The organism is Mitsuaria chitosanitabida ATCC BAA-476 = NBRC 102408 (assembly GCF_001598255.1).
Taxonomy (GTDB): domain Bacteria; phylum Pseudomonadota; class Gammaproteobacteria; order Burkholderiales; family Burkholderiaceae_C; genus Roseateles; species Roseateles chitosanitabidus.
Genome location: NZ_BCYP01000018.1, coordinates 130,574 through 148,660, shown reverse-complemented (window position 1 = coordinate 148,660; position 18,087 = coordinate 130,574). Strand labels below are relative to the sequence as shown.

Here is an 18,087-nt window from a genome sequence, read left to right as displayed (position 1 = left end):
ATCGGCACGGGGGGAACCCTCATGCGGACATGCGACAGTCCGGGCATGAACGCCCCCGCCCCTCCCCGTCCGGCGCCCCCGCCGGCCGGCCGCCACCGCCATCCGCTGCTGCGCGCGCCCGATCCCGACGGTCACGCCAAGGTCAGCTTCGCCGAGCTGTTCTTCGACCTGGTCTTCGTCTTCGCCGTCACGCAGCTGTCGCACACGCTGATCGGGCACTTCTCGCTGCACGGCGTGCTGGAGACCGGCTTCCTCATGCTGGCCGTGTGGTGGGTCTGGATCTTCACCTCCTGGGTCACCAACTGGCTGGACCCGGAGCGCGTGCCGGTCCGCGTGGGCCTGTTCGCGATCATGCTGCTGGGACTGCTGATGTCGGCCTCGCTCCCGCAGGCCTTCGGCGACCGGGCGCTGATGTTCGCCGGCTCCTTCGCCGCCATCCAGGTGGGCCGGACGCTGTTCTTCCTCTGGGCCGTGCGCGGCGCCGACGAGACCCTGACCCTCAACTTCCAGCGCATCGGCGTGTGGCTGACGGTGTCGGCGGTGCTGTGGATCGCCGGCGCGCTGGACCCGACGCTGCGCGTGCCGCTGTGGGTCGCGGCGCTGGCCATCGAGTACGTGGGCCCCTCGGCCGGCTTCCACGTGCCGGGCCTGGGCAAGTCCACGACCACGGACTGGAATGTCTCGGGGGGCCACCTGGCGGAGCGCTGCGCGCTGTTCGTGATCATCGCGCTGGGCGAGTCCTTGCTGGTCACCGGCGCGACCTTCGCCGCGGAGCCGCTGACGCCGATCGGTCTGCTGGCCTTCCTGGTCTCGTTCGCGGGCAGCCTGGCGATGTGGTGGCTGTACTTCGACACGACCAATGAATTCGCCTCGGGCCGCATCGCCCACAGCGACGATCCGGGGCAGCTCGCGCGGCTGGCCTACACCTACATGCATCTGCCCATCGTGGCCGGCATCATCGTCAACGCGGCCGCGGACGAGTTCGTGCTCGCGCATCCGGAGGGCCACACCGACCTGAGGACGGCGGTCTGCCTGCTGGGCGGCGTCGGGCTCTACGCGGTCGGCGTGGGCCTGTTCAAGCGCGCGGTGATGGGCCGCTGGCCGTGGTCGCACTTCGTCGCCGCGGGGGTGCTGGGCATCGCGGCGGTCTTCGTCTCCACCTGGCCACCGGTGCTGACCAGCGCCTTCGCCTGCGCCGTCGTGGTGGCGCTGGCCTGGTGGGAGCGGCGCTCCCGCGCGATGTGTCTCCCTGCCGACAGCGCGGTTGAAGCGGACGAACCTAGCATCGGGTCATGAGTCCCACCCTCGCCCCCACCGCCACGGCGTCCGCGGCCCCGGCCACCGCGCCGACCGCCCGCTTCACGAGCGAGCCGCATCCGGCGGACGCCCTCTTCCCGTCGAGCGCGAGGCGCCTCTTCGTCGAGGTCGAGCCTGGCGTGCGCATCCACGCGCGCGTCTGCGGCGAGGGCCCGCCGCTGCTGCTGATCCACGGCCACCCGCAGACGCTCGCGATCTGGCACCGCGTGCTGCCGGCGCTGGCGGCGCGCTTCAGCGTCGTGATGCCGGACCTGCGCGGCTACGGCGATTCCTCCAAGCCGCCCGGCGCGACGGACCACGGCAACTACAGCAAGCGCCGCATGGCGCAGGACCTGGTCACGGTGATGGCGGCACTGGGCCACACGCGCTTCCGCGTGCTGGCGCACGACCGCGGCGCGCGGGTCGCGCATCGCATGGCGGCCGATCATCCGCAGACGGTGGAGCGGCTGGCGCTGCTGGACATCGCGCCGACGCTGGCCATGTACGAGCAGACCTCCGAAGCCTTCGCGCGCGCCTACTGGCACTGGTTCTTCCTGATCCAGCCCTCGCCGCTGCCGGAGCGTCTGATCGAAGCGGATCCGCCGGCTTACGCGCTGGACGTGATGGGCCGTCGTCATGCCGGCCTGTCGGCCTTCGACCCGCGCGCCTTCATCGAGTACCAGCGCGCGCTGAGTCTGCCCGGCACCGCGCACGGCATGTGCGAGGACTACCGCGCCGCGGCCGGCATCGACCTCGACCACGACCGCGCGGATCGCGAGGCGGGCCGCTGGTTGCCGATGCCGCTGAGGGTGTACTGGGGCGCGAACGGGGTCGTGGCGAAGTGCTTCGACCCGCTGGCCGAATGGCGCCGCGTCGCGCTGGACGTCGACGGCGGGCCGCTGCCCAGCGGTCACTACATCCCGGAGGAAGCGCCGGACGCGCTGCTCGCGGCGGTGATGCCGTTCCTCACCGAGGGCCTTTGAGCGACACGCGCGCTGGCGCGGTTAGGCTAGCCGGCTTCTGCGTTTTCAGGATTCGGAGTTGGTCGATGGACAAGTTGGTGGCCCTCGGACAGCTGGTGGGGGGAGCCGTGCTGTGGATCGCCGCGGTGGTGGCCGGCTACTCGGCGCTCAAGCCGTTGATCGGCGCCGCGGACGGCGCGGGTGCCCCCGCGGGAGCGGGCGGCGCGTTCGTCATCGTGGCGCTGCTGGCCGGCGTCGGGACGTGGTTGATGCGGGCGGGATGGCGCAGGCTGCGGGTGAGGGTGAGGGGGCATTGCTGAGCCCGCTCACGGCTGCAACCTGCTCATCAGCCGACGATGCTGCTCGTTGAACTTCTCCGGATGCCGACGACGCAGAACGATCAGGTTCTCCAGCTTCCAGCGAATGGCAGGAAGCTCGCGCAGGTGGGCAAACGGCATCAAGGCCCAGTCTGGCTCTGCCATCACGAGCGACGTCAGGAACGAGCGATGTCGCGCCGTGAGCTGACCAGGGAGCTCCTCCAACAATTTGCGTTGGGCCGCCACGAGGTCTGCTTTCGGGACAGGTCTCCGCGTCATGCCTTGGAACTCGTTGCCATACGCGAGCTGAAGTGACCGAGCCGCCGGAAACAGGACTTCATGCACAGGGCGGTTGTGGCCGGCGAGGTACCCGACGAAGCAATCGACCACGATCGGGTTCCAGCCCATGCGCTCCCACATGCCCATGACGTCAAAGAGATCGCGGGGATGTTGCCGATCCATGGCCGCGACGAGCTTGCTGCCATAGAGTTCCTCCTCCGCCAGGCAGGGAATCGATGCCTCCCGATCGAATGCTTCCTGCGCCATGAGGGTCAGCGGCTGGCGCCGAACTGGGAGGAGCGTCCCGCGAAAGACGGCGTTCACCTCGACCTTCACGCGCGTCGTACGCCGCGCGGCCAGCAATCGCACCTCGTCACCATCGAGCCGTGTCGACCACTGGACCTGCAAGCCTCGCGCTTGCAGGTCTTGCGACAGGCGCGCCAGATCGGCCGCGATCGCCGCGAGGTCTGCCTCGCGATTCGCCGTTGGATCCAACCAGACAAGGTCGATGTCGACGGAGAGTCTGGGCATGTCCTGCACGAACAGATTGATGGCTGTTCCACCCTTCATCGCGAATCGGCCCGAGGCGAACACCGTCGGCAGGATGTCGAGCAACAGCCGGACGGTGTCGACATACCTCGCATTGAAGCTCATCGGAAATCCATTCTCTCCCCGGCCTTGGAGACGGCGATCCAGCGTGAGCCGCCCAGGCGGTCGCTGTGCTTGCGCGCGGTGGACGCCCATGGGAGGTCCAGGTCCGCGGCCAGGTGTGCGGCCGCACGAATCACCTTGACACGCTGTGTTCGTGCGAGCAGTTGATCCAGCACCTTCACCCGCAGGCCGCCAAGCCCCTCCATGAGGCGACGGGCATCGGTGAGGCTCTGCGTCTTTCCCAGGTCGCTCAGCATCTCGAGCAGGGCCCGCTCCGGCACGGAGACAGGAATGCGCGGATGGCCAGCCAGCAAGGGCTTCAGTCCCATCGAGTCATGGGCTGCCGAATCCAGGATTCGGGTCGTCTGATACCGGAGGGGAAACCGCTCGGCGACCCATGACGGTATCGCCCTCGCCCGATCGCCCCAAAGGCTGAGCACCTCATCGAATGCGAGGTCGTGCTCCAGTCCATGCCATGCAAGCGCCGTCTTGCCTCCCACATGAAAGCCGGCCACGTTGCGTGCCAGATAGGCCAGCGTTCCATCGCGGGTCGGCTCGTCGCCTCCGATGGCGTACACACCGCGCCCCAGGTGGTCCAGCCAACCGCTGCGCGCCCATGCCGACGCCCGGTGCGCAGGGACGCCCTCGCGATGCAGGATCCGCATGTCCAAGGGCTCTCCGCGGGGGTGCCCACGAAGCAGATCCTTGAATGATTTCCTGTCCGTAGTTGTCGCCATTCGTCAACTGTAGACATCATTTCATTCAACTTCAATGCCGCGGCATCGAGCGGCCTCGCCCACCAACCATGCTCGGTTGACCTCATGTCCATGTCGTTCCCCTGGTCTGGTTGCCTGCCATGAACCTTAGGGAAATGGGGCGCTCGGTGCCATGACCCACACCCATGCGCATCGGCGATTCGCAGACTGATGAACGTCAGCGGACCGACTGGAATCCGCAGGCCAAGAAAAAAGGCGTGCATCTCTGCACGCCAAAGGGGCACCGGTAAAGATCCCGGTCTTGAGGTCGAGAGACGCTCAGGCTTGCGGCGCGTCCCAGCCGCCGCCCAGGGCGCGGATCAGGCCCACCGTCGCCTGGTACTGCGCGGCCTGCACCTGCAGCGCCGCGCGGCGGTTGCGCAGCTCGCTGCGGCGCGCGTCCAGCAGATCCAGCTGGCTCACCAGGCCGTTGCGGTAGCGCGAGTCGGACAGCGCCGTCGCCCGCGAGGCCGATTGCACCGCCAGCGCCTGCACCTCCGATTGCTGCGACAAGGTCCGCAGACCGCTCAGCGAATCCTCGACCTCGCGCAGCGCCTGCAACAGCTGCTGGCGATACGAGGACATCGCCAGATCAAGACCCGCCGTCGCCGATTCCACGCCGGCCTTGCGGCGGCCGCCGTCGAAGATCGGCAGCGACAGCAGCGCATCCACCGACCACGCGCGCGCCGACCACTTGAAGACGTCGCTCAGCTCCGGCGAGGCATAGCCGCCGTTCGCGGTCAGCGACAGGCTCGGGAACCACGCGGCCTGCGCCACGCCCACCCGCGCCTGCGCCGCCAGCAGACTGCGCTGAGCCGCGGCCACGTCAGGACGGCGCGCCAGCATCGCGCTCGGCAGACCCGCGGGGATCGCGGGCAATGAGGACAGGGCCTGGTCCTCCGGCACCGAGAAGCTCGAGGCCGGCTCGCCCAGCAGCACGGCCAGCGCGTTCACCAGTTCGGCGCGGCGGCGGTCCAGGCTGATCGCGTCGGCCTCGGTCGAGGCGACTTCCGTCTGCACGCGCGCCAGATCCAGCTCCGCCACATCGCCCGCCTGATAGCGGCGCTGCGTGAGGGCGAGGGTCTCGCGATAGGCGCTCACCGTGTCGCGCACCAGGCGGCGTTCGAGGTCGGTGAAGCGCAACGCCAGATAGGTCTGCGCGACATCGGCCTGCACGATCAGCCGCGTGCTCTGCAGCAGCGATTCTCGCGACTGCGCGTCCAGCGAGGCGGCCCGGCTCGCCTGCGACAGGCGACCCGACACGTCCACTTCCCAGCTCGCCGCAACGCCCGCGTTGTAGAGCGTCGTGGCCGCGGGCCCCTGACCCGCCACCGTGCCGCGCGCGGCGCCGGCGTTCACGCCGACCTGCGGCATGCGGTCCGCGTCGGCGCTGCGCAGCAGCGCGCGCGCTTGCGCCAGTCGCGCGGCCGCGCCTTGCAGGTCGGTGTTGCCGACCAGCGAGCGACGGACCAGATCGTTCAACGTGGCGTCGCCGAAGGCGAGCCACCAATCGCCGCGCGGCTCCGCGTCGGCCGGCGGCACCACTGCCCAGCGCGCCTCGCCGACCGTCGCGGTCGACTTGAAGGCGGTGGGCGTCGGCGGCACCCGCGACTCGTCGATCGGCGGCGGTGTCGCGCAGCCGGCCAGCACCAGGGCGGCCAGCAGCGTCGTCATCATCAGTTTCGTTTTCATGGCTTGGACTCCTTGGAGCCTCGTCGGCTCCGCCGGCCCCGACGCCCGCTTCATGGCGGACGTCGGGAGCCCGGGATCAGATTCGCTCGTGCTTGCTCGTGGGCTCTCGCTCACTCGAGCTCATGGCGCGGCGCGGCCGGATGCGGGCGGGCGTTGCCGCCGGGACCCGCGTGGTCGCCGAAGTCGTGACCGGCGCCCTGCTCCGGCTGCACGAAGGCCTCGACGTCATGCGGCACCTCGCCGTGCTGCTTGAGCGGCTTGTTGCCCGACAGGCGACGCACGACGACGTAGAACACCGGCGTCAGGAACAGGCCGAAGGCCGTCACGCCGATCATCCCGGCGAACACCGCCACGCCCATCGCGTTGCGCATCTCGGCGCCGGCGCCGTGCGCCAGCACCAGGGGCAGCACGCCCATCACGAAGGCCATCGAGGTCATCAGGATCGGACGCAGCCGCAGGCGCGAGGCCTCGATCGCCGCTTGCAGCGGGCTTCTGCCGGAGAACTCCAGCTCCCGGGCGAACTCCACGATCAGGATCGCGTTCTTCGCCGACAAGCCCACCAGCACGATCAAGCCGATCTGCGTGAAGACGTTGTTGTCCCCATGGCTCAGCCACACGCCGGTGATCGCCGCCAGCAGACCCATCGGGACGATCAGGATGATCGCCACCGGCAGCGCCAGGCTCTCGTACTGCGCGGCCAGCACCAGGAACACCAGCAGGATGGCCAGCGGGAAGACCCACACGCCCGAATTGCCGGCCAGGATCTCCTGGTAGGTCAGCTCGGTCCACTCGTAGCTGATGCCCGGGGGCAGCGTCTCGGCGGCGATGCGGGCGACCGCCTCCTGCGCCTGGCCGGTCGAGTAACCGGGGGCCGCGCCGCCGTTGATGTCGGCGGACAGGAAGCCGTTGTAGCGCATCGCGCGTTCCGGGCCGAAGCTCGGCTCGATCTTCATCAGCGCCGACAGCGGCACCATCTCGCCCGAGGCCGAACGCACCTTCAGCAGACCGACGTCCTCGGCGCGGGCGCGGTAGGCGGCATCTGCCTGCACCCGGACCGTGTAGGTGCGGCCGAACTTGTTGAAGTCGTTGACGTAGAGCGAGCCCAGGTAGATCTGCATCGTGTCGAACACGTCCGTCACCGCCACGCCCAACTGGCGCGCCTTGGTGCGGTCCAGGTTCGCGTACAGCTGCGGCACGTTGACCTGGTAGCTGCTGAACAGACCTGCCAGCTCCGGCGCCTTCTGGGCCTTGGCCATGAAGGCCTTGACCGCGCCGTCGAGCGCCTCGTAGCCCAGGCCGCCGCGGTCTTCCAGCTGGAACTTGAAGCCGCCGGTCGTACCCAGGCCCTGCACCGGCGGGGGCGGGAACATCACGACGAAGGCGTCCTGGATCTGGCCGAACTGCGCGTTCAGGTTGGCCGCGATCTCACCCGCCGAGAGGCCCTTGCCGGTGCGCTCGTCGAAGGGCTTGAGCGGCGTGAAGACGATGCCCGAGTTGGAGCTGTTGGTGAAGCCGTTGATCGACAGACCCGGGAAGGACACCGCGTGATCGACGCCGGGCGTCTTCATCGCGATCTCGCTCATGCGGCGGATCACGTCTTCGGTGCGGTCCAGCGTGGCGCCGTCGGGCAGCTGCGCGAAGCCGATCAGGTACTGCTTGTCCTGCGCCGGCACAAAGCCGCTCGGCACCGCCTTGAACAGGCCCACCGTCAGACCCAGCAGACCGGCGTAGACCACCAGCATGATGATCTTGCGCGAGATCGCCTTGGTCACGCCGCCGCTGTAGGCCTTGGCGCCGCGGTTGAACAGCTTGTTGAAGCCGCCGAAGAAGCGGCCCAGCACCTTGTCCATCGCGCGGGTCAGCCAGTCCTTGGGCGCGTCGTGGCCCTTGAGCAGCATCGCGGCCAGCGCGGGCGACAGCGTCAGCGAGTTGACCGCCGAGATCACCGTCGACATCGCGATCGTCAGCGCGAACTGCTTGTAGAACTGCCCCGTCAGACCGGTGATGAAGGCCAGCGGCACGAACACCGCCACAAGCACCAGCGCGATCGCGATGATGGGACCGGACACCTCGCGCATCGCGCGGTAGGTCGCGTCGCGCGGGCTCAGGCCCGCCTCGATGTTGCGCTCCACGTTCTCGACGACCACGATCGCGTCGTCGACCACGATGCCGATGGCCAGCACCAGGCCGAACAGCGACAGCGCGTTGATCGAGAAGCCGAACAGATGCATCACCGCGAAGGTGCCGATGATGGAGATCGGGACGGCCAGCAGCGGAATGATGGACGCGCGCCAGGTCTGCAGGAACAGGATCACGACCAGCACGACCAGCGCCACGGCCTCGAGCAGGGTGTGGATCACCGACTCGATGGAGGCGCGCACGAACTGCGTCGGGTCATAGACGATCGAATAGTCGACGCCCTCGGGCATGGACTTCTTGAGCTCCGCCATCGTGGCGCGCACGTTGTTGGAGATCTCGATCGCGTTGGAGCCCGGAGCCTGGAAGATCGGGATCGCCACCGCGGACTTGTTGTCCAGCAGCGAGCGCAACGCGTACTCGGCGGCGCCCAGCTCGATGCGGCCCAGGTCGCGCAGACGCGTGACCTGACCGTTCGCGCCGGTCTTGACGATGATGTCGCCGAATTCCTGCTCGTTGTTCAGGCGGCCCTGCGCGTTGATCGGCAGCTGCAGGTCGATGCCCTGCAGGCCGGGGGACGCGCCGACCACGCCGGCCGCGGCCTGCACGTTCTGCTCACGGATGGCTTGCACCACGTCCGCGGCGGACAGACCGTGCTCGGCGACCTTCTGCGGGTCCAGCCAGACGCGCATCGAGTAGTCGCCCGAGCCGAACAACTGCACCTGGCCCACGCCGCCGATCCGCGCCAGGCGGTCCTTGACGTTGAGCACCGCGTAGTTGCGCAGGTAGGTCATGTCGTAGCGGTCGTTGGGCGACAGCAAGTGCACGACCATGGTCAGGTCGGGGCTGCTCTTGACCGTGGTCAGGCCGAGTCGGCGCACCTCTTCGGGCAGGCGCGGCTCGGCTTGCGAGACGCGGTTCTGCACCAGCTGCTGGGCCTTGTCCGGGTCCGTGCCCAGCTTGAAGGTGACCGTCAGCGTCATGAGACCGTCGGTGGTCGCCTGGCTGCCCATGTAGAGCATGCCTTCGACGCCGTTGATCGATTCCTCGAGCGGCGTGGCGACGGCTTCGGCGATGACCTTGGGGTTGGCGCCGGGGTACTGCGCGCGGACCACCACCTGCGGCGGCACGACCTCGGGGTATTCCGAGATCGGCAGCACGCGCACCGCGAGCAGGCCCGCGACGAAGATCAGCACCGACAGCACGCCCGCGAAGATCGGGCGGTCGATGAAGAATTTGGAGAGATTCATGTCAGTCTTTCGATTCGACTGGAGATACAGGCAAAGGTCCCCCGCGAGGCGGCCCGAATCGCCGCCCCGAGGGCTGTCCCGCGTGACCGCCGACCGAGGGTGACCCGGTCAGCGGGCGCGTCGGATCAGGACTTGTCCGCCTTCGCTGCGCCTTCCTTGGCCTGGATTTCCGCCTTGGCGTTCATCGGCACGACGGTGGGCGCGACCAGCGCGCCCGGGCGCACGCGCTGCAGGCCGTTGACGACCACGCGCTCATTCGCCTTCAGGCCCGCGGTGACGACGCGCAGGCCGTCCACATTGGCGCCGAGCTGGACCTCGCGGTAGCTCAGCGTGTTGTCCGCGCCGACCACCATCACGAAACGCTTGCTCTGGTCGGTGCCGACCGCGCGCTCGTTGACGAGCACCGCCGGACGCGACTTGGACTGGCCCAGGCGGATGCGGGCGAACTGGCCCGGGATCAGCGCGCCGTCCTTGTTGTCCAGCACCGCGCGCACCCGCACCGTGCCGCTCTTGGCGTCGACCTGGTTGTCGATCAGCTGCAGGCGGCCGTTGAACGGCGTGTCCGTCGTGGCGGCCGTGCCGATCTGCACGGGGATCTTGTCGAGCTGGTTGCGGGCGCCGTCGGGCAGCTCGGACAGCGCGCGGGCGACGGTGCGCTCGTCGGCGTCGAAGCTGGCATAAATCGGGCTGACCGAGACCAGCGTCGTCAGCACCGGCGCGCCGGGACCGGCGGCCACCAGGTTGCCCTGCGTGACCTCGACCTTGCCGACGCGGCCCGACACCGGCGCGCGCACCTGCGTGTAGCCCAGGTTCAGCTTGGCCGACTGCAGCGCGGCTTGCGCGGCGCGCAGGTTCGCGGCGGCTTCGTTGGACGCGTTGCTGCGCTCGTCGAGCTCGCGCTGCGCGATGGCGTGCTCGCTCCACAGGCGGGTGGAGCGGTCCAGCTCGCTCTTGGTGTAGGTCACGCGGGCCTGCGCGGCCAGCACCTGCGCCTCAGCGCGATCGACCTCGGCCTGGTACGGGGCCGGGTCGATGGTGATCAGCAGATCGCCGGCCTTGACCAGCGCGCCTTCACGGAAATGCGCGGACAGCACGGCACCCGAGACGCGGGCGCGGACGTCGACCCGCTCGACCGCCTCGAGGCGGCCGGAGAACTCTTCCCAGGCCGCGACGTCCTGGCTCGCGACCGTGGCGACGGACACGGGAATGGCCTGCGGCGCGCCGGCGGGCTGGTTGGCCTCGGCCTGTTGGCTGTGCAGGCCGACGACCGCGGCCGCGACGACCGCGGCGACGGCGGTCAACGAGGTGGCGAAGACTTTCTTGTTCATGGTGGTGCTCCGTGGACGGGGATAAACGTAGGGAGTGACGGGAAAACCGGGGACGACGGGGACGCCGCGACCGGCCCCCGGTTCGATGCCGGTGGGCCAGGGAAGCAGTCGGGGAACGCGGGGCTGAGACCGCCGGGGCTCAGGCTGGTTGTGGACGGGGCCCGCCGGCGGGCGGGAACAGGGACAGGAACTCCGCCAGACGCTCGCGCAGCGCGCGGGCCCATGGCAGTTGCAGCGCGGCCAGTGCCGGCAGCTTCATGAGACTCAGCGGCCATCCGCTGGGTCCCGGGATCAGGGACTGGTGCACGTCGACGCCGGCCCGCTTCATCGCGCGGGCGTAGGCCAGGGCCTCGTCGCGCATCGGGTCGTCGTCACTGCTGAGGACCAGCGCGGGGACCAGGCCCGCGAGCCGGCTGGTGTTGGCGGGCGCGGCGTACGGGTGGTCGCCCGTCTCGCATTGACCGAGGTAGGCGCGCCAGCCGTGCATCCAGCGACACTCGCCGTAGCCGGCCTCGGCCTGGCGCAGCGAAGCGGTCGCCAGGCAGGGATTGAGCATCGGCCCGATGAGGATCTGTCCGTCGAGCTTGCGGTGGCCCTGGTCGCGCGCCATCAGCGCCAGCGCCGCGGCCAGGTTGCCGCCGGCCTCCTCGCCCGCGACGATCACCGGCGCATGCTTGCCCGACAGCCGTGCCCGCGCCTTGTGCAAGCCCTGCAGCAGCACGTCCAGCGCCTTGAGCGCGGTCGGGAAGACCTGGTCCAGGCCCGTCGGGTAGTCGACATCGACGACCACGGCACCCGCGTCGGCCAGCAGGCGCGAGACCAGCTCGCCGCTGTCCAGGTTGCCCTCGGTGAACGCGCCGCCATGCAGATGCATGACGACCGGCGCGTCCTTGCGGCGTGCGGCCCCCTTGTAGACGCGCACCGGCAGCACGCCGTCACCGGCGGGCAGGAGGTCGTCTTGGCAGGAGGTCAGCAGCAGCGCGTCCATGGCGGCACCAAAGGCCTGCTCGGCGAAGGGGCAGGCGTTCATGTTGCAATGCAGCGAAATTTAGACGCCGGACGCCATCCGATAAACAGGCCGCGACGCGAATCACCGTTTCGCGGAAGAAACAATCGATCGGGCACGATGGCGACCTCGCGCGCGCGCAGACGCGCCGAGTCATGGAAGCGGCCGGGGGGCCGCGCGGACAGCGACCGATCGAGATCGGCGACCCACAGGGCCGTCGCGATCGGGGTTTCAGGCGGATCGACGATCCGACGCTTCAGAGGTCAGGGGTTCTCAGATGGACAAGCTCAATGCCATGCAAGCTTTCGCGCGCGTCGTGGAAGCGGGGACGTTCACGCGGGCGGCGGAATCGCTGGACCTGCCCAAGACGGCGGTGACGCGATTGATTCAATCGCTGGAGGACCACCTCAAGGTCAAGCTGCTGAACCGCACGACGCGGCGCGTCAGCGTCACGCCGGACGGCGCCGCCTATTACGAGCGGGTGACGCGGCTGCTCTCGGACATCGAGGAGCTGGAGGGCTCGGTCTCGCATGCGCGCGCCGCGCCCAAGGGCCGCATCCGCGTGGACGTGGCCTCGAGTGTGGCGCGCCTGCTGCTGATTCCGGCACTTCCGGAGTTCTATGCAAGACATCCGGACATTCAGATCGACCTGGGCGTGTCGGACCGGCCGGTGGACCTGATCGGCGACAACGTCGACTGCGTCGTGCGCGGCGGCGAGATCACCGATCAATCGCTGGTGGCGCGCCGCATCGGCGACTGGGGCTACGGCTGCTGCGCCTCGCCCGAGTACATCCAGCGTCACGGGATGCCGCAGCATCCGCTGGACCTGGAGTCGGACCAGCATCACGTGGTCAGCTATTTCTCGACCCGCACGGGCAAGCGCTTCCCCTTCGACTACAGCAAGAACGGCCAGCGCTACGAGATCTACGGCAGCTACAAGGTGTCGGTGAACGACGGCAACGCCTACATGACGGCGGGACTGACGGGGCTGGGCGTGATCCAGGCGCCCTACTTCATGATCAAGCCCCACATCGACGCGGGCGAGCTGGTGCCCTTCCTCTGCGACTGGGAGTCGGACCCGCTGCCGCTGTACGTGGTGTACCCGCCCAACCGGCACCTGAGCACCAAGCTGCGGGTCTTCGTGGACTGGGTGGCGGAGCTCTTCGACCGCCACGGCCAGTGGCAGAAGCAGCTGGTCGCCAGCTGCGAGGCCAAGCGCTCCGAGACCGACGAGGCCTACATCCCGCTGGAGCCCAACGCGGCCAAGCAGGCGGTGCTGAGCGCGGCCTGAGCCGCCCGGGCCGCGTGCTCAGGCCCGGGTTCGAATTCAGAGCGCGAGTTGCGGCCCCGCACGCCCGTTCGGCGTGGGCCGCTCGCAATGCGCGATCTCGGCCGGACGACCGAGCAGCAGCTTCGCCAGGGCCTCGGCATACGGCGCCTCGAAGCCGGCATCGTGCGAGCCGCCCGCCATGCAGTAGAGCGTCGCCCCGGCCTGCCTCAGGAACTGCGTCTCCGCCGCGCTGAGCCGGCCGACGGCCTCATCGCTGGACGCCCAGACGTAGACCAGCTGATCGAGACGCCGGCCCGCGAGTCGCTGCGTCATGCGCGGCTCGCCGATCGCCGCCAGCAGCTGGAGCTGCGACAGCACCACGGTGCGGGTCAAGGGCGGCTCGCCTGGCGCGCGGCCGTCATCGCCCTCCAAGGTGTCGCGCGTCGGCTGGCGCTTGGCCAGCTGCGGCGATCCGCCGCCGGGGAAGGTCCATTGGCTGCCGGTCCGCATGCCGCGCCAGACCTCGTCCGGGATGTCCAGACGTCCGTTCATGACCACGGTGCGGGCGACGAGCGCGGCCAGTTCCGGGTGCTCCGCCCAGGCCCGCATCAGCAGGAAGGAGCCGAAGGAATGCGTGAGCACATGCACCCGCTTGCCCTGCGCGTGGAAGTGGCGGATCAACCGGTCGATCACGGCGACGGACAGCGCGTTCTCACGTTGCGCGCGCGCCGGCGAGAGGTCCGCATTCGCGACGATCGCGGGGTTGAGCGTGCTGGCCTGGTGGACGAAGACCAGATGCGTGTGCGCCAGCGCGAAGCCCAAGCCATCGAGCTTGTCCTCGGGCAACAGCGTGTCGATCGGGCCGCCTTGCAGGAACAGCACGACGTCGGTCGAGGCGGTGTTGCCGCCGTCGCGATACAGCGCCGTCACGTCGGCCGGCATCGCGGTGACGGTGCCGTCATCGGGCGGCTGCTCGCTTGACGCGACCTTGACGGCGGAGGACGGCGAATCGCTCCCTCCGCCCCCGCAGGCGGCGAGTGAGAGCATCAGCGAGACGAGCAGCGATGGGACGATCCATCGAGGCAGGTGCAGAACGGACATTCGGGATCCCCTTGGACGAAAGCGCTCAGGCTAGGGATCGCGGCTGCGGCCGTCACTGACCTACTCCAGTAAGAATGGCGCGGCACTGACGCCGCGGCCATAATCGCCGCGACTCCTGACGCCGCCAAGCTTTCGGAAGCGCTTGCGCCTCCGGCCGCGGGGCATCCCCGCGGCGCTCTCGTTGGACAGCCATCCGGCGCCGGTTCGGCACCGCGCTCGCGCGCGGAGATGAACCCGCGAGACCGGTGAGTTGGCGGCCGAGGGGGTCACCTCTTGCCCCGTCGCCGAGCTCCCTGCAGCGCGCCTCGCCGCGGGCCTCGACGACCGACCCGCCGCCCGCTCCGCCGACCCCGCCGATGTCCCACGCCACGCCGCTGACCTACACCCGCTGGATCGCGCTGGCGCTCGCGCGCGCGCTCCAGACGGACGACGAGACGCCCGGCGGCCGCGGCGCCCGGGCGCTGCAGGCGCGCGCGGAGCAATGCCTGGGCGTCGAGGCGCGCCTCTGGTTGCGGCCGCTGTGCGTCGTGCTGGCGCGCTGGCCGGATCCCGTGTGGCGCGCGCATTCGGTGCGTTCGCTGGCGGACGAGCTCCAGGACACGAGCGCCTTCCTCGACGGTTTCGACGCGGCACTGCACCCGCGTCCGCGCGTGCATCGCGTGCTGCTGCGCCCCTCTCGACGGCGACCGCTGCCGTTCGCGCTCGAACACCTGAGCCTGCCCGACTGGCAGACCGAGGCGGAACTCGCGGCCTGGCTGGGACTGTCGGGGGAAGAACTGGATCACTTCGCCGGTCCGTCGCAGCGCTACCGCGAGACGGTCGCCACGCCGCGTCGGCCACACATCGCAGCCACCCGCCACTACCGCTGCCTGCTGATCCCCAAGCGCCGCGGCGGCCTGCGCCTGATCGAGGCCCCGATGCCGCGCCTGCGCGCGCTGCAGCGGCGGCTGCTCGACGGGCTGCTGCACGCCCTGCCCTGCCACGAGGCGGCCCATGGCTTCGTGCCGGGCCGCGATGTCGCGAGCCACACCGCCTGCCACGCGGGCCAGGACTTCGTGATCCGTTTCGATCTCCAGGACTTCTTCGCCAGCGTGGGCCGCGCCCGCGTGGCGGCGATCTTCCGCACGCTGGGTTACTCGGACGGCGTGGTGGAGCGCCTCGCCACGCTCTGCACCACGCGCACGCCGGCGATGGTGCGCGAGCGGCTGCGGGAGGACGGCGCGCTGGACCTCGACGGCGCGAGGCGGCTGGCCGCGCCGCATCTGTCGCAAGGCGCGCCGACCTCGCCGGAGCTGGCCAACCTCAGCCTCTTCGGCCTGGACTTGCGGCTGGCGGGATTGGCCGAGCGCTTCGGGGCGAGCTACTCGCGCTACGCGGACGATCTGGTGATCTCCGGCCCGGCCACGCTGCGCCGCGACCAGGGGCGGCTGCGCGCCTGGGTCCGGGCCGTCATCGAGGACGAGGGCTTCCGGCTGCGCCCCGACAAGACGCGCGCGATGCCGGCCGGCGGCCGTCAGCAGGTGACGGGCGTGGTCGTGAACCAGCGCCCCAACCTCGCCCGCGAGGACTACGACCGGCTCAGGGCCGAGCTGCACCGCCTGGCCGGGATGCCGCGCGTGGACGCGGCGCTGCGCGATCCGTTGCGGGGCCGGCTCGCGTGGGCGCGCCAGTTTCTGGCAGCGACGCGGGTGGCGAAGCTGGATCGGATGTTCGACGCGATCGTCTTCGGCGAGGCGTGACCGCCGGGTCGCCACCACCCCCTCGCGGCATCGTCCTGGCGTGACCGCGATCCGCGATCCGCGAAAGCGGTCGGGCTCGCGCTTCAGGCCGGCCGCTTGGGCACGCTCAGTCGGACGCGCAGTCCTGGCCCGGTCACCGCGTCCAGCAGCTCCAGGCGGCCGTGATGCCGTTGCGCGATGTCCAGCGCGATCGCCAGACCCAGGCCGCTGCCGGTGACCTTCATCTCGTTGCCGCGCTCGAAGCGGCGCAGCGCGCGCTCGCGCTCCTCGGGCGGGATGCCGGGGCCGTTGTCCACGACCTCCAGCCAGGCCCAGTCGCCCGCGCAGCCGGTGCTGACGGTGATGCTGGCGTTCTCGCCGGCGTAATTGACGCTGTTGTGCAGCAGGTTCTCCAGCAGCTCCCGCAGCAGGAAGCCCTGCCCGAGGACGGGGGCGCTCTCCAGCTCGAAGCCCAGGTCCACGCCCGACTCCAGCGCGCGTGGCACCCAGTCCTCGGCCACCTGGGCGGCGATGTCGCGCAGGTCCAGCGGCTGCTCCCCGCCGGAGGTCTCGGCCTCGGCGCGGGCGATGGAGAGCATCTGCGTCGCCAGGCGCGCGCTGCGGTCCACCGAGCGCTGCAGGCGCTTGAGCAGTGGCTCCACCTGCGGGTCGTGCGGCTCCAGCAGGGCCAGGTCGATCTCGGTGCGCAGCGAGGTCAGCGGCGTGCGCAGCTGGTGCGCCGCGTTGGCCAGGAAGTCCTGCTGCGCCGAGGAGGCGCGCCGCAGGCGCTCGAACAGGCGGTTGAAGGCGGCGATCAGCGGCCGCAGCTCGCCGGGCACGTTGGCCTGCAGCGGCTCGAGGCGGGCCAGGTCGCGCTGCTCCAGCTCGGCGCTCAGGCGCGCCAGCGGACGCAGGCCGCGGTAGGTCGCCCACCAGCCGGCCGCGGCCAACAGCACGGCCATGCCGCCGATGATCAGCCCCACCACCAGCACCAGCTGCTGCTGCAGCGCGTCGCGCTTGTTCAGGGTCTCGGCCACCAGGATCTGGCAGACGCGGCCATTGCCGCAGGTGGCGCCCAGCGCGGCGGCGCGCAGGGTCTCGCCGTTCAACGCGGCGACGGTGAAGATCCACTCGTTGGGCTTGCGCTTGGGCAGCTGGATGCGCGCCAGCTGCTGGTCGCCGTGCAGGACATTGCCCGCCGGGTCCAGCACCAGGTAATAGATGCGGTCGGTGCGGTCGAAGCGCAGCGCCCGGTCCGTCGGGCCGGAGACGTCCACGAAGACCTGCCCGTCGCGCTCGCGCAGCAGGCTGGCCACCGCCAGCGCGGTGTCGCCCAGCGCCTGGTCCAGCCAGCTGATGGCCGTGTCGTGCATGACCTGGTACAGCACCAGGCCGGCCACCGGCACCGCCACCAGCACGGGCAGCATCAGCCAGATCAGCAGGCGCTGCTTGAGGCTGTAGGTGGCGCGGCGGAGCTGGGAGGCAGTCATGCGGGCGAGCCTAACCGAAGGGCACGAGGGGGCCGGCGCGCGGGAAAACCCGCGGCGCGGCGGTCGTCGGGGGACGGGGATGCGGACGGGAGCGAGCCCCGGAACGGGCGCTCGCCGGGGTCAGGCCTTGGCGGGCGGCGCCTCTTCGAGCAGGTAGCCCAGGCCGCGCACGGTGCGCAGCTGCAGGCCGGCCGGCTCGATCTTGGCGCGCAGGCGCGAGACGCAGACCTCGATGGCGTTGTCGCTGACGCCCTGCTCCCAGCCGTTGCTGGCCGAGGCGATCTGTTCCTTGGCCACCACCTTGCCGGCGCGCGCCAGCAGGAAGCCCAGCACGTCCCATTCGCGGGCGGACAGGGCCAGCGGGTCCTCGCCGACGAAGGCGCGGCGGGCCTCCAGGTCCATGCGCAGCGCGGCCAGCTGCAGCTCGTTGCCCGAGCGCGCCTGGCTGCGGCGCACCAGGGCGCGGGCCCGGGCGATCAGCTCGCTCAGCGCGAAGGGCTTGACCAGATAGTCGTCGGCGCCGCCTTCCAGGCCGCGCACGCGGTCCTCGACGGCGTCACGAGCTGTCAGGAGCAGCACCGGGACCTGGCTGCCCTGCGCGCGGACGCGGCGCAGGGTCTCGAAACCGTCGATGCCGGCCAGGCCGATGTCCAGGATCAGCAAGTCGTAACGATCCTCGCGCAGCGACAGCGGAACAGGCTCGCCACGGGCGCTGACGTCCACGACCCAGGACTGCGAGCGCAGCGCCCGGGCGGTGGACTCCGCCAGGAAATCATCGTCTTCGACCAGGAGGATTCGCATGGTGGACGATCCTAAAGCGTGTGCCTTGCGGCGGG

General features: G+C 70.2%; 14 protein-coding genes. 5 read left to right on the top strand and 9 right to left on the bottom strand.

Annotation, left to right across the window (positions count from 1 at the left end; all coding sequences use genetic code 11):
• The first annotated feature begins 45 nt into the window (after positions 1–45).
• The 3 genes from MCHT01_RS11540 to MCHT01_RS11530 all read left to right on the top strand — a co-directional run bounded on the left by MCHT01_RS11540 (position 46) and on the right by MCHT01_RS11530 (position 2,578).
• Positions 46–1,296: a low temperature requirement protein A gene (locus MCHT01_RS11540; protein WP_084452424.1), complete on the top strand. Its 1,251-nt coding sequence runs from the start codon at positions 46–48 to the stop codon at positions 1,294–1,296.
• A complete protein-coding gene (locus MCHT01_RS11535) occupies positions 1,293–2,279 on the top strand; it encodes an alpha/beta fold hydrolase (protein WP_084452422.1) in 987 nt (328 codons plus the stop codon). Before MCHT01_RS11540 ends, MCHT01_RS11535 begins: the two co-directional genes overlap by 4 nt.
• 65 nt (positions 2,280–2,344) lie before the next feature.
• Positions 2,345–2,578: a hypothetical protein gene (locus MCHT01_RS11530; protein WP_067065480.1), complete on the top strand. Its 234-nt coding sequence runs from the start codon at positions 2,345–2,347 to the stop codon at positions 2,576–2,578.
• Between the two features lie 6 nt (positions 2,579–2,584).
• On the opposite strand, the gene MCHT01_RS11525 is transcribed toward MCHT01_RS11530, so the two are convergent.
• From MCHT01_RS11525 to MCHT01_RS11500, 6 genes are all read right to left on the bottom strand, one after another.
• Positions 2,585–3,508, bottom strand: coding sequence for a nucleotidyl transferase AbiEii/AbiGii toxin family protein (locus MCHT01_RS11525; protein WP_067065479.1), 924 nt, complete (start codon positions 3,506–3,508; stop codon positions 2,585–2,587).
• The gene (locus MCHT01_RS11520) at positions 3,505–4,242 is read right to left on the bottom strand and encodes a type IV toxin-antitoxin system AbiEi family antitoxin domain-containing protein (RefSeq protein WP_084452420.1); all 738 of its coding nucleotides are present in this window, start codon (positions 4,240–4,242) and stop codon (positions 3,505–3,507) included. The genes MCHT01_RS11525 and MCHT01_RS11520 overlap by 4 nt, the downstream gene beginning before the upstream one ends.
• A gap of 297 nt (positions 4,243–4,539) precedes the next feature.
• On the bottom strand, positions 4,540–5,952 hold the full coding sequence (locus tag MCHT01_RS11515) for an efflux transporter outer membrane subunit (RefSeq protein WP_067065478.1): 1,413 nt from the start codon (positions 5,950–5,952) through the stop codon (positions 4,540–4,542).
• 110 nt (positions 5,953–6,062) lie between these two features.
• The gene (locus tag MCHT01_RS11510; RefSeq protein WP_067065477.1) at positions 6,063–9,338 is read right to left on the bottom strand and encodes an efflux RND transporter permease subunit; all 3,276 of its coding nucleotides are present in this window, start codon (positions 9,336–9,338) and stop codon (positions 6,063–6,065) included.
• 125 nt (positions 9,339–9,463) lie between these two features.
• On the bottom strand, positions 9,464–10,666 hold the full coding sequence (locus tag MCHT01_RS11505) for an efflux RND transporter periplasmic adaptor subunit (RefSeq protein ID WP_067065476.1): 1,203 nt from the start codon (positions 10,664–10,666) through the stop codon (positions 9,464–9,466).
• A gap of 139 nt (positions 10,667–10,805) precedes the next feature.
• A complete protein-coding gene (locus tag MCHT01_RS11500) occupies positions 10,806–11,696 on the bottom strand; it encodes an alpha/beta hydrolase fold domain-containing protein (protein WP_067065475.1) in 891 nt (296 codons plus the stop codon).
• A gap of 253 nt (positions 11,697–11,949) precedes the next feature.
• Here MCHT01_RS11500 and MCHT01_RS11495 point away from each other — a divergent pair, with 253 nt between their 5' ends.
• A complete protein-coding gene (locus MCHT01_RS11495) occupies positions 11,950–12,963 on the top strand; it encodes a LysR family transcriptional regulator (RefSeq protein ID WP_084452419.1) in 1,014 nt (337 codons plus the stop codon).
• Positions 12,964–12,999: 36 nt separating this feature from the next.
• On the opposite strand, the gene MCHT01_RS11490 is transcribed toward MCHT01_RS11495, so the two are convergent.
• A complete protein-coding gene (locus MCHT01_RS11490) occupies positions 13,000–14,043 on the bottom strand; it encodes an alpha/beta fold hydrolase (RefSeq protein WP_067065474.1) in 1,044 nt (347 codons plus the stop codon).
• Positions 14,044–14,399: 356 nt separating this feature from the next.
• Between MCHT01_RS11490 and MCHT01_RS11485 the strand changes: the two genes are divergently transcribed.
• The gene (locus tag MCHT01_RS11485; RefSeq protein ID WP_084452417.1) at positions 14,400–15,782 is read left to right on the top strand and encodes a reverse transcriptase family protein; all 1,383 of its coding nucleotides are present in this window, start codon (positions 14,400–14,402) and stop codon (positions 15,780–15,782) included.
• Positions 15,783–15,865: 83 nt separating this feature from the next.
• Here the strand turns inward: MCHT01_RS11485 and MCHT01_RS11480 are convergent, their stop codons facing one another.
• Both MCHT01_RS11480 and MCHT01_RS11475 read right to left on the bottom strand, forming a co-directional pair.
• Positions 15,866–17,251 (bottom strand): sensor histidine kinase, encoded by a 1,386-nt coding sequence (locus MCHT01_RS11480; protein ID WP_067065473.1) that lies wholly within the window; start codon positions 17,249–17,251, stop codon positions 15,866–15,868.
• A 120-nt stretch (positions 17,252–17,371) separates the two neighbouring features.
• Positions 17,372–18,052, bottom strand: coding sequence for a response regulator (locus MCHT01_RS11475; protein ID WP_067065472.1), 681 nt, complete (start codon positions 18,050–18,052; stop codon positions 17,372–17,374).
• Positions 18,053–18,087: the final 35 nt, after the last annotated feature.

Bases quoted from the DNA above. Each gene is read 5' to 3' on its own strand.
- MCHT01_RS11540 (WP_084452424.1), top strand. From the start codon at position 46: ATGAACGCCCCCGCCCCTCCCCGTCCGGCGCCCCCGCCGGCCGGCCGC.
- MCHT01_RS11515 (WP_067065478.1), bottom strand. From the start codon at position 5,952: ATGAAAACGAAACTGATGATGACGACGCTGCTGGCCGCCCTGGTGCTG.
- MCHT01_RS11480 (WP_067065473.1), bottom strand. From the start codon at position 17,251: ATGACTGCCTCCCAGCTCCGCCGCGCCACCTACAGCCTCAAGCAGCGC.
- MCHT01_RS11490 (WP_067065474.1), bottom strand. From the start codon at position 14,043: ATGTCCGTTCTGCACCTGCCTCGATGGATCGTCCCATCGCTGCTCGTC.
- MCHT01_RS11475 (WP_067065472.1), bottom strand. From the start codon at position 18,052: ATGCGAATCCTCCTGGTCGAAGACGATGATTTCCTGGCGGAGTCCACC.
- MCHT01_RS11510 (WP_067065477.1), bottom strand. From the start codon at position 9,338: ATGAATCTCTCCAAATTCTTCATCGACCGCCCGATCTTCGCGGGCGTG.
- MCHT01_RS11520 (WP_084452420.1), bottom strand. From the start codon at position 4,242: ATGGCGACAACTACGGACAGGAAATCATTCAAGGATCTGCTTCGTGGG.
- MCHT01_RS11505 (WP_067065476.1), bottom strand. From the start codon at position 10,666: ATGAACAAGAAAGTCTTCGCCACCTCGTTGACCGCCGTCGCCGCGGTC.
- MCHT01_RS11535 (WP_084452422.1), top strand. From the start codon at position 1,293: ATGAGTCCCACCCTCGCCCCCACCGCCACGGCGTCCGCGGCCCCGGCC.
- MCHT01_RS11485 (WP_084452417.1), top strand. From the start codon at position 14,400: ATGTCCCACGCCACGCCGCTGACCTACACCCGCTGGATCGCGCTGGCG.
- MCHT01_RS11495 (WP_084452419.1), top strand. From the start codon at position 11,950: ATGGACAAGCTCAATGCCATGCAAGCTTTCGCGCGCGTCGTGGAAGCG.
- MCHT01_RS11530 (WP_067065480.1), top strand. From the start codon at position 2,345: ATGGACAAGTTGGTGGCCCTCGGACAGCTGGTGGGGGGAGCCGTGCTG.
- MCHT01_RS11525 (WP_067065479.1), bottom strand. From the start codon at position 3,508: ATGAGCTTCAATGCGAGGTATGTCGACACCGTCCGGCTGTTGCTCGAC.
- MCHT01_RS11500 (WP_067065475.1), bottom strand. From the start codon at position 11,696: ATGAACGCCTGCCCCTTCGCCGAGCAGGCCTTTGGTGCCGCCATGGAC.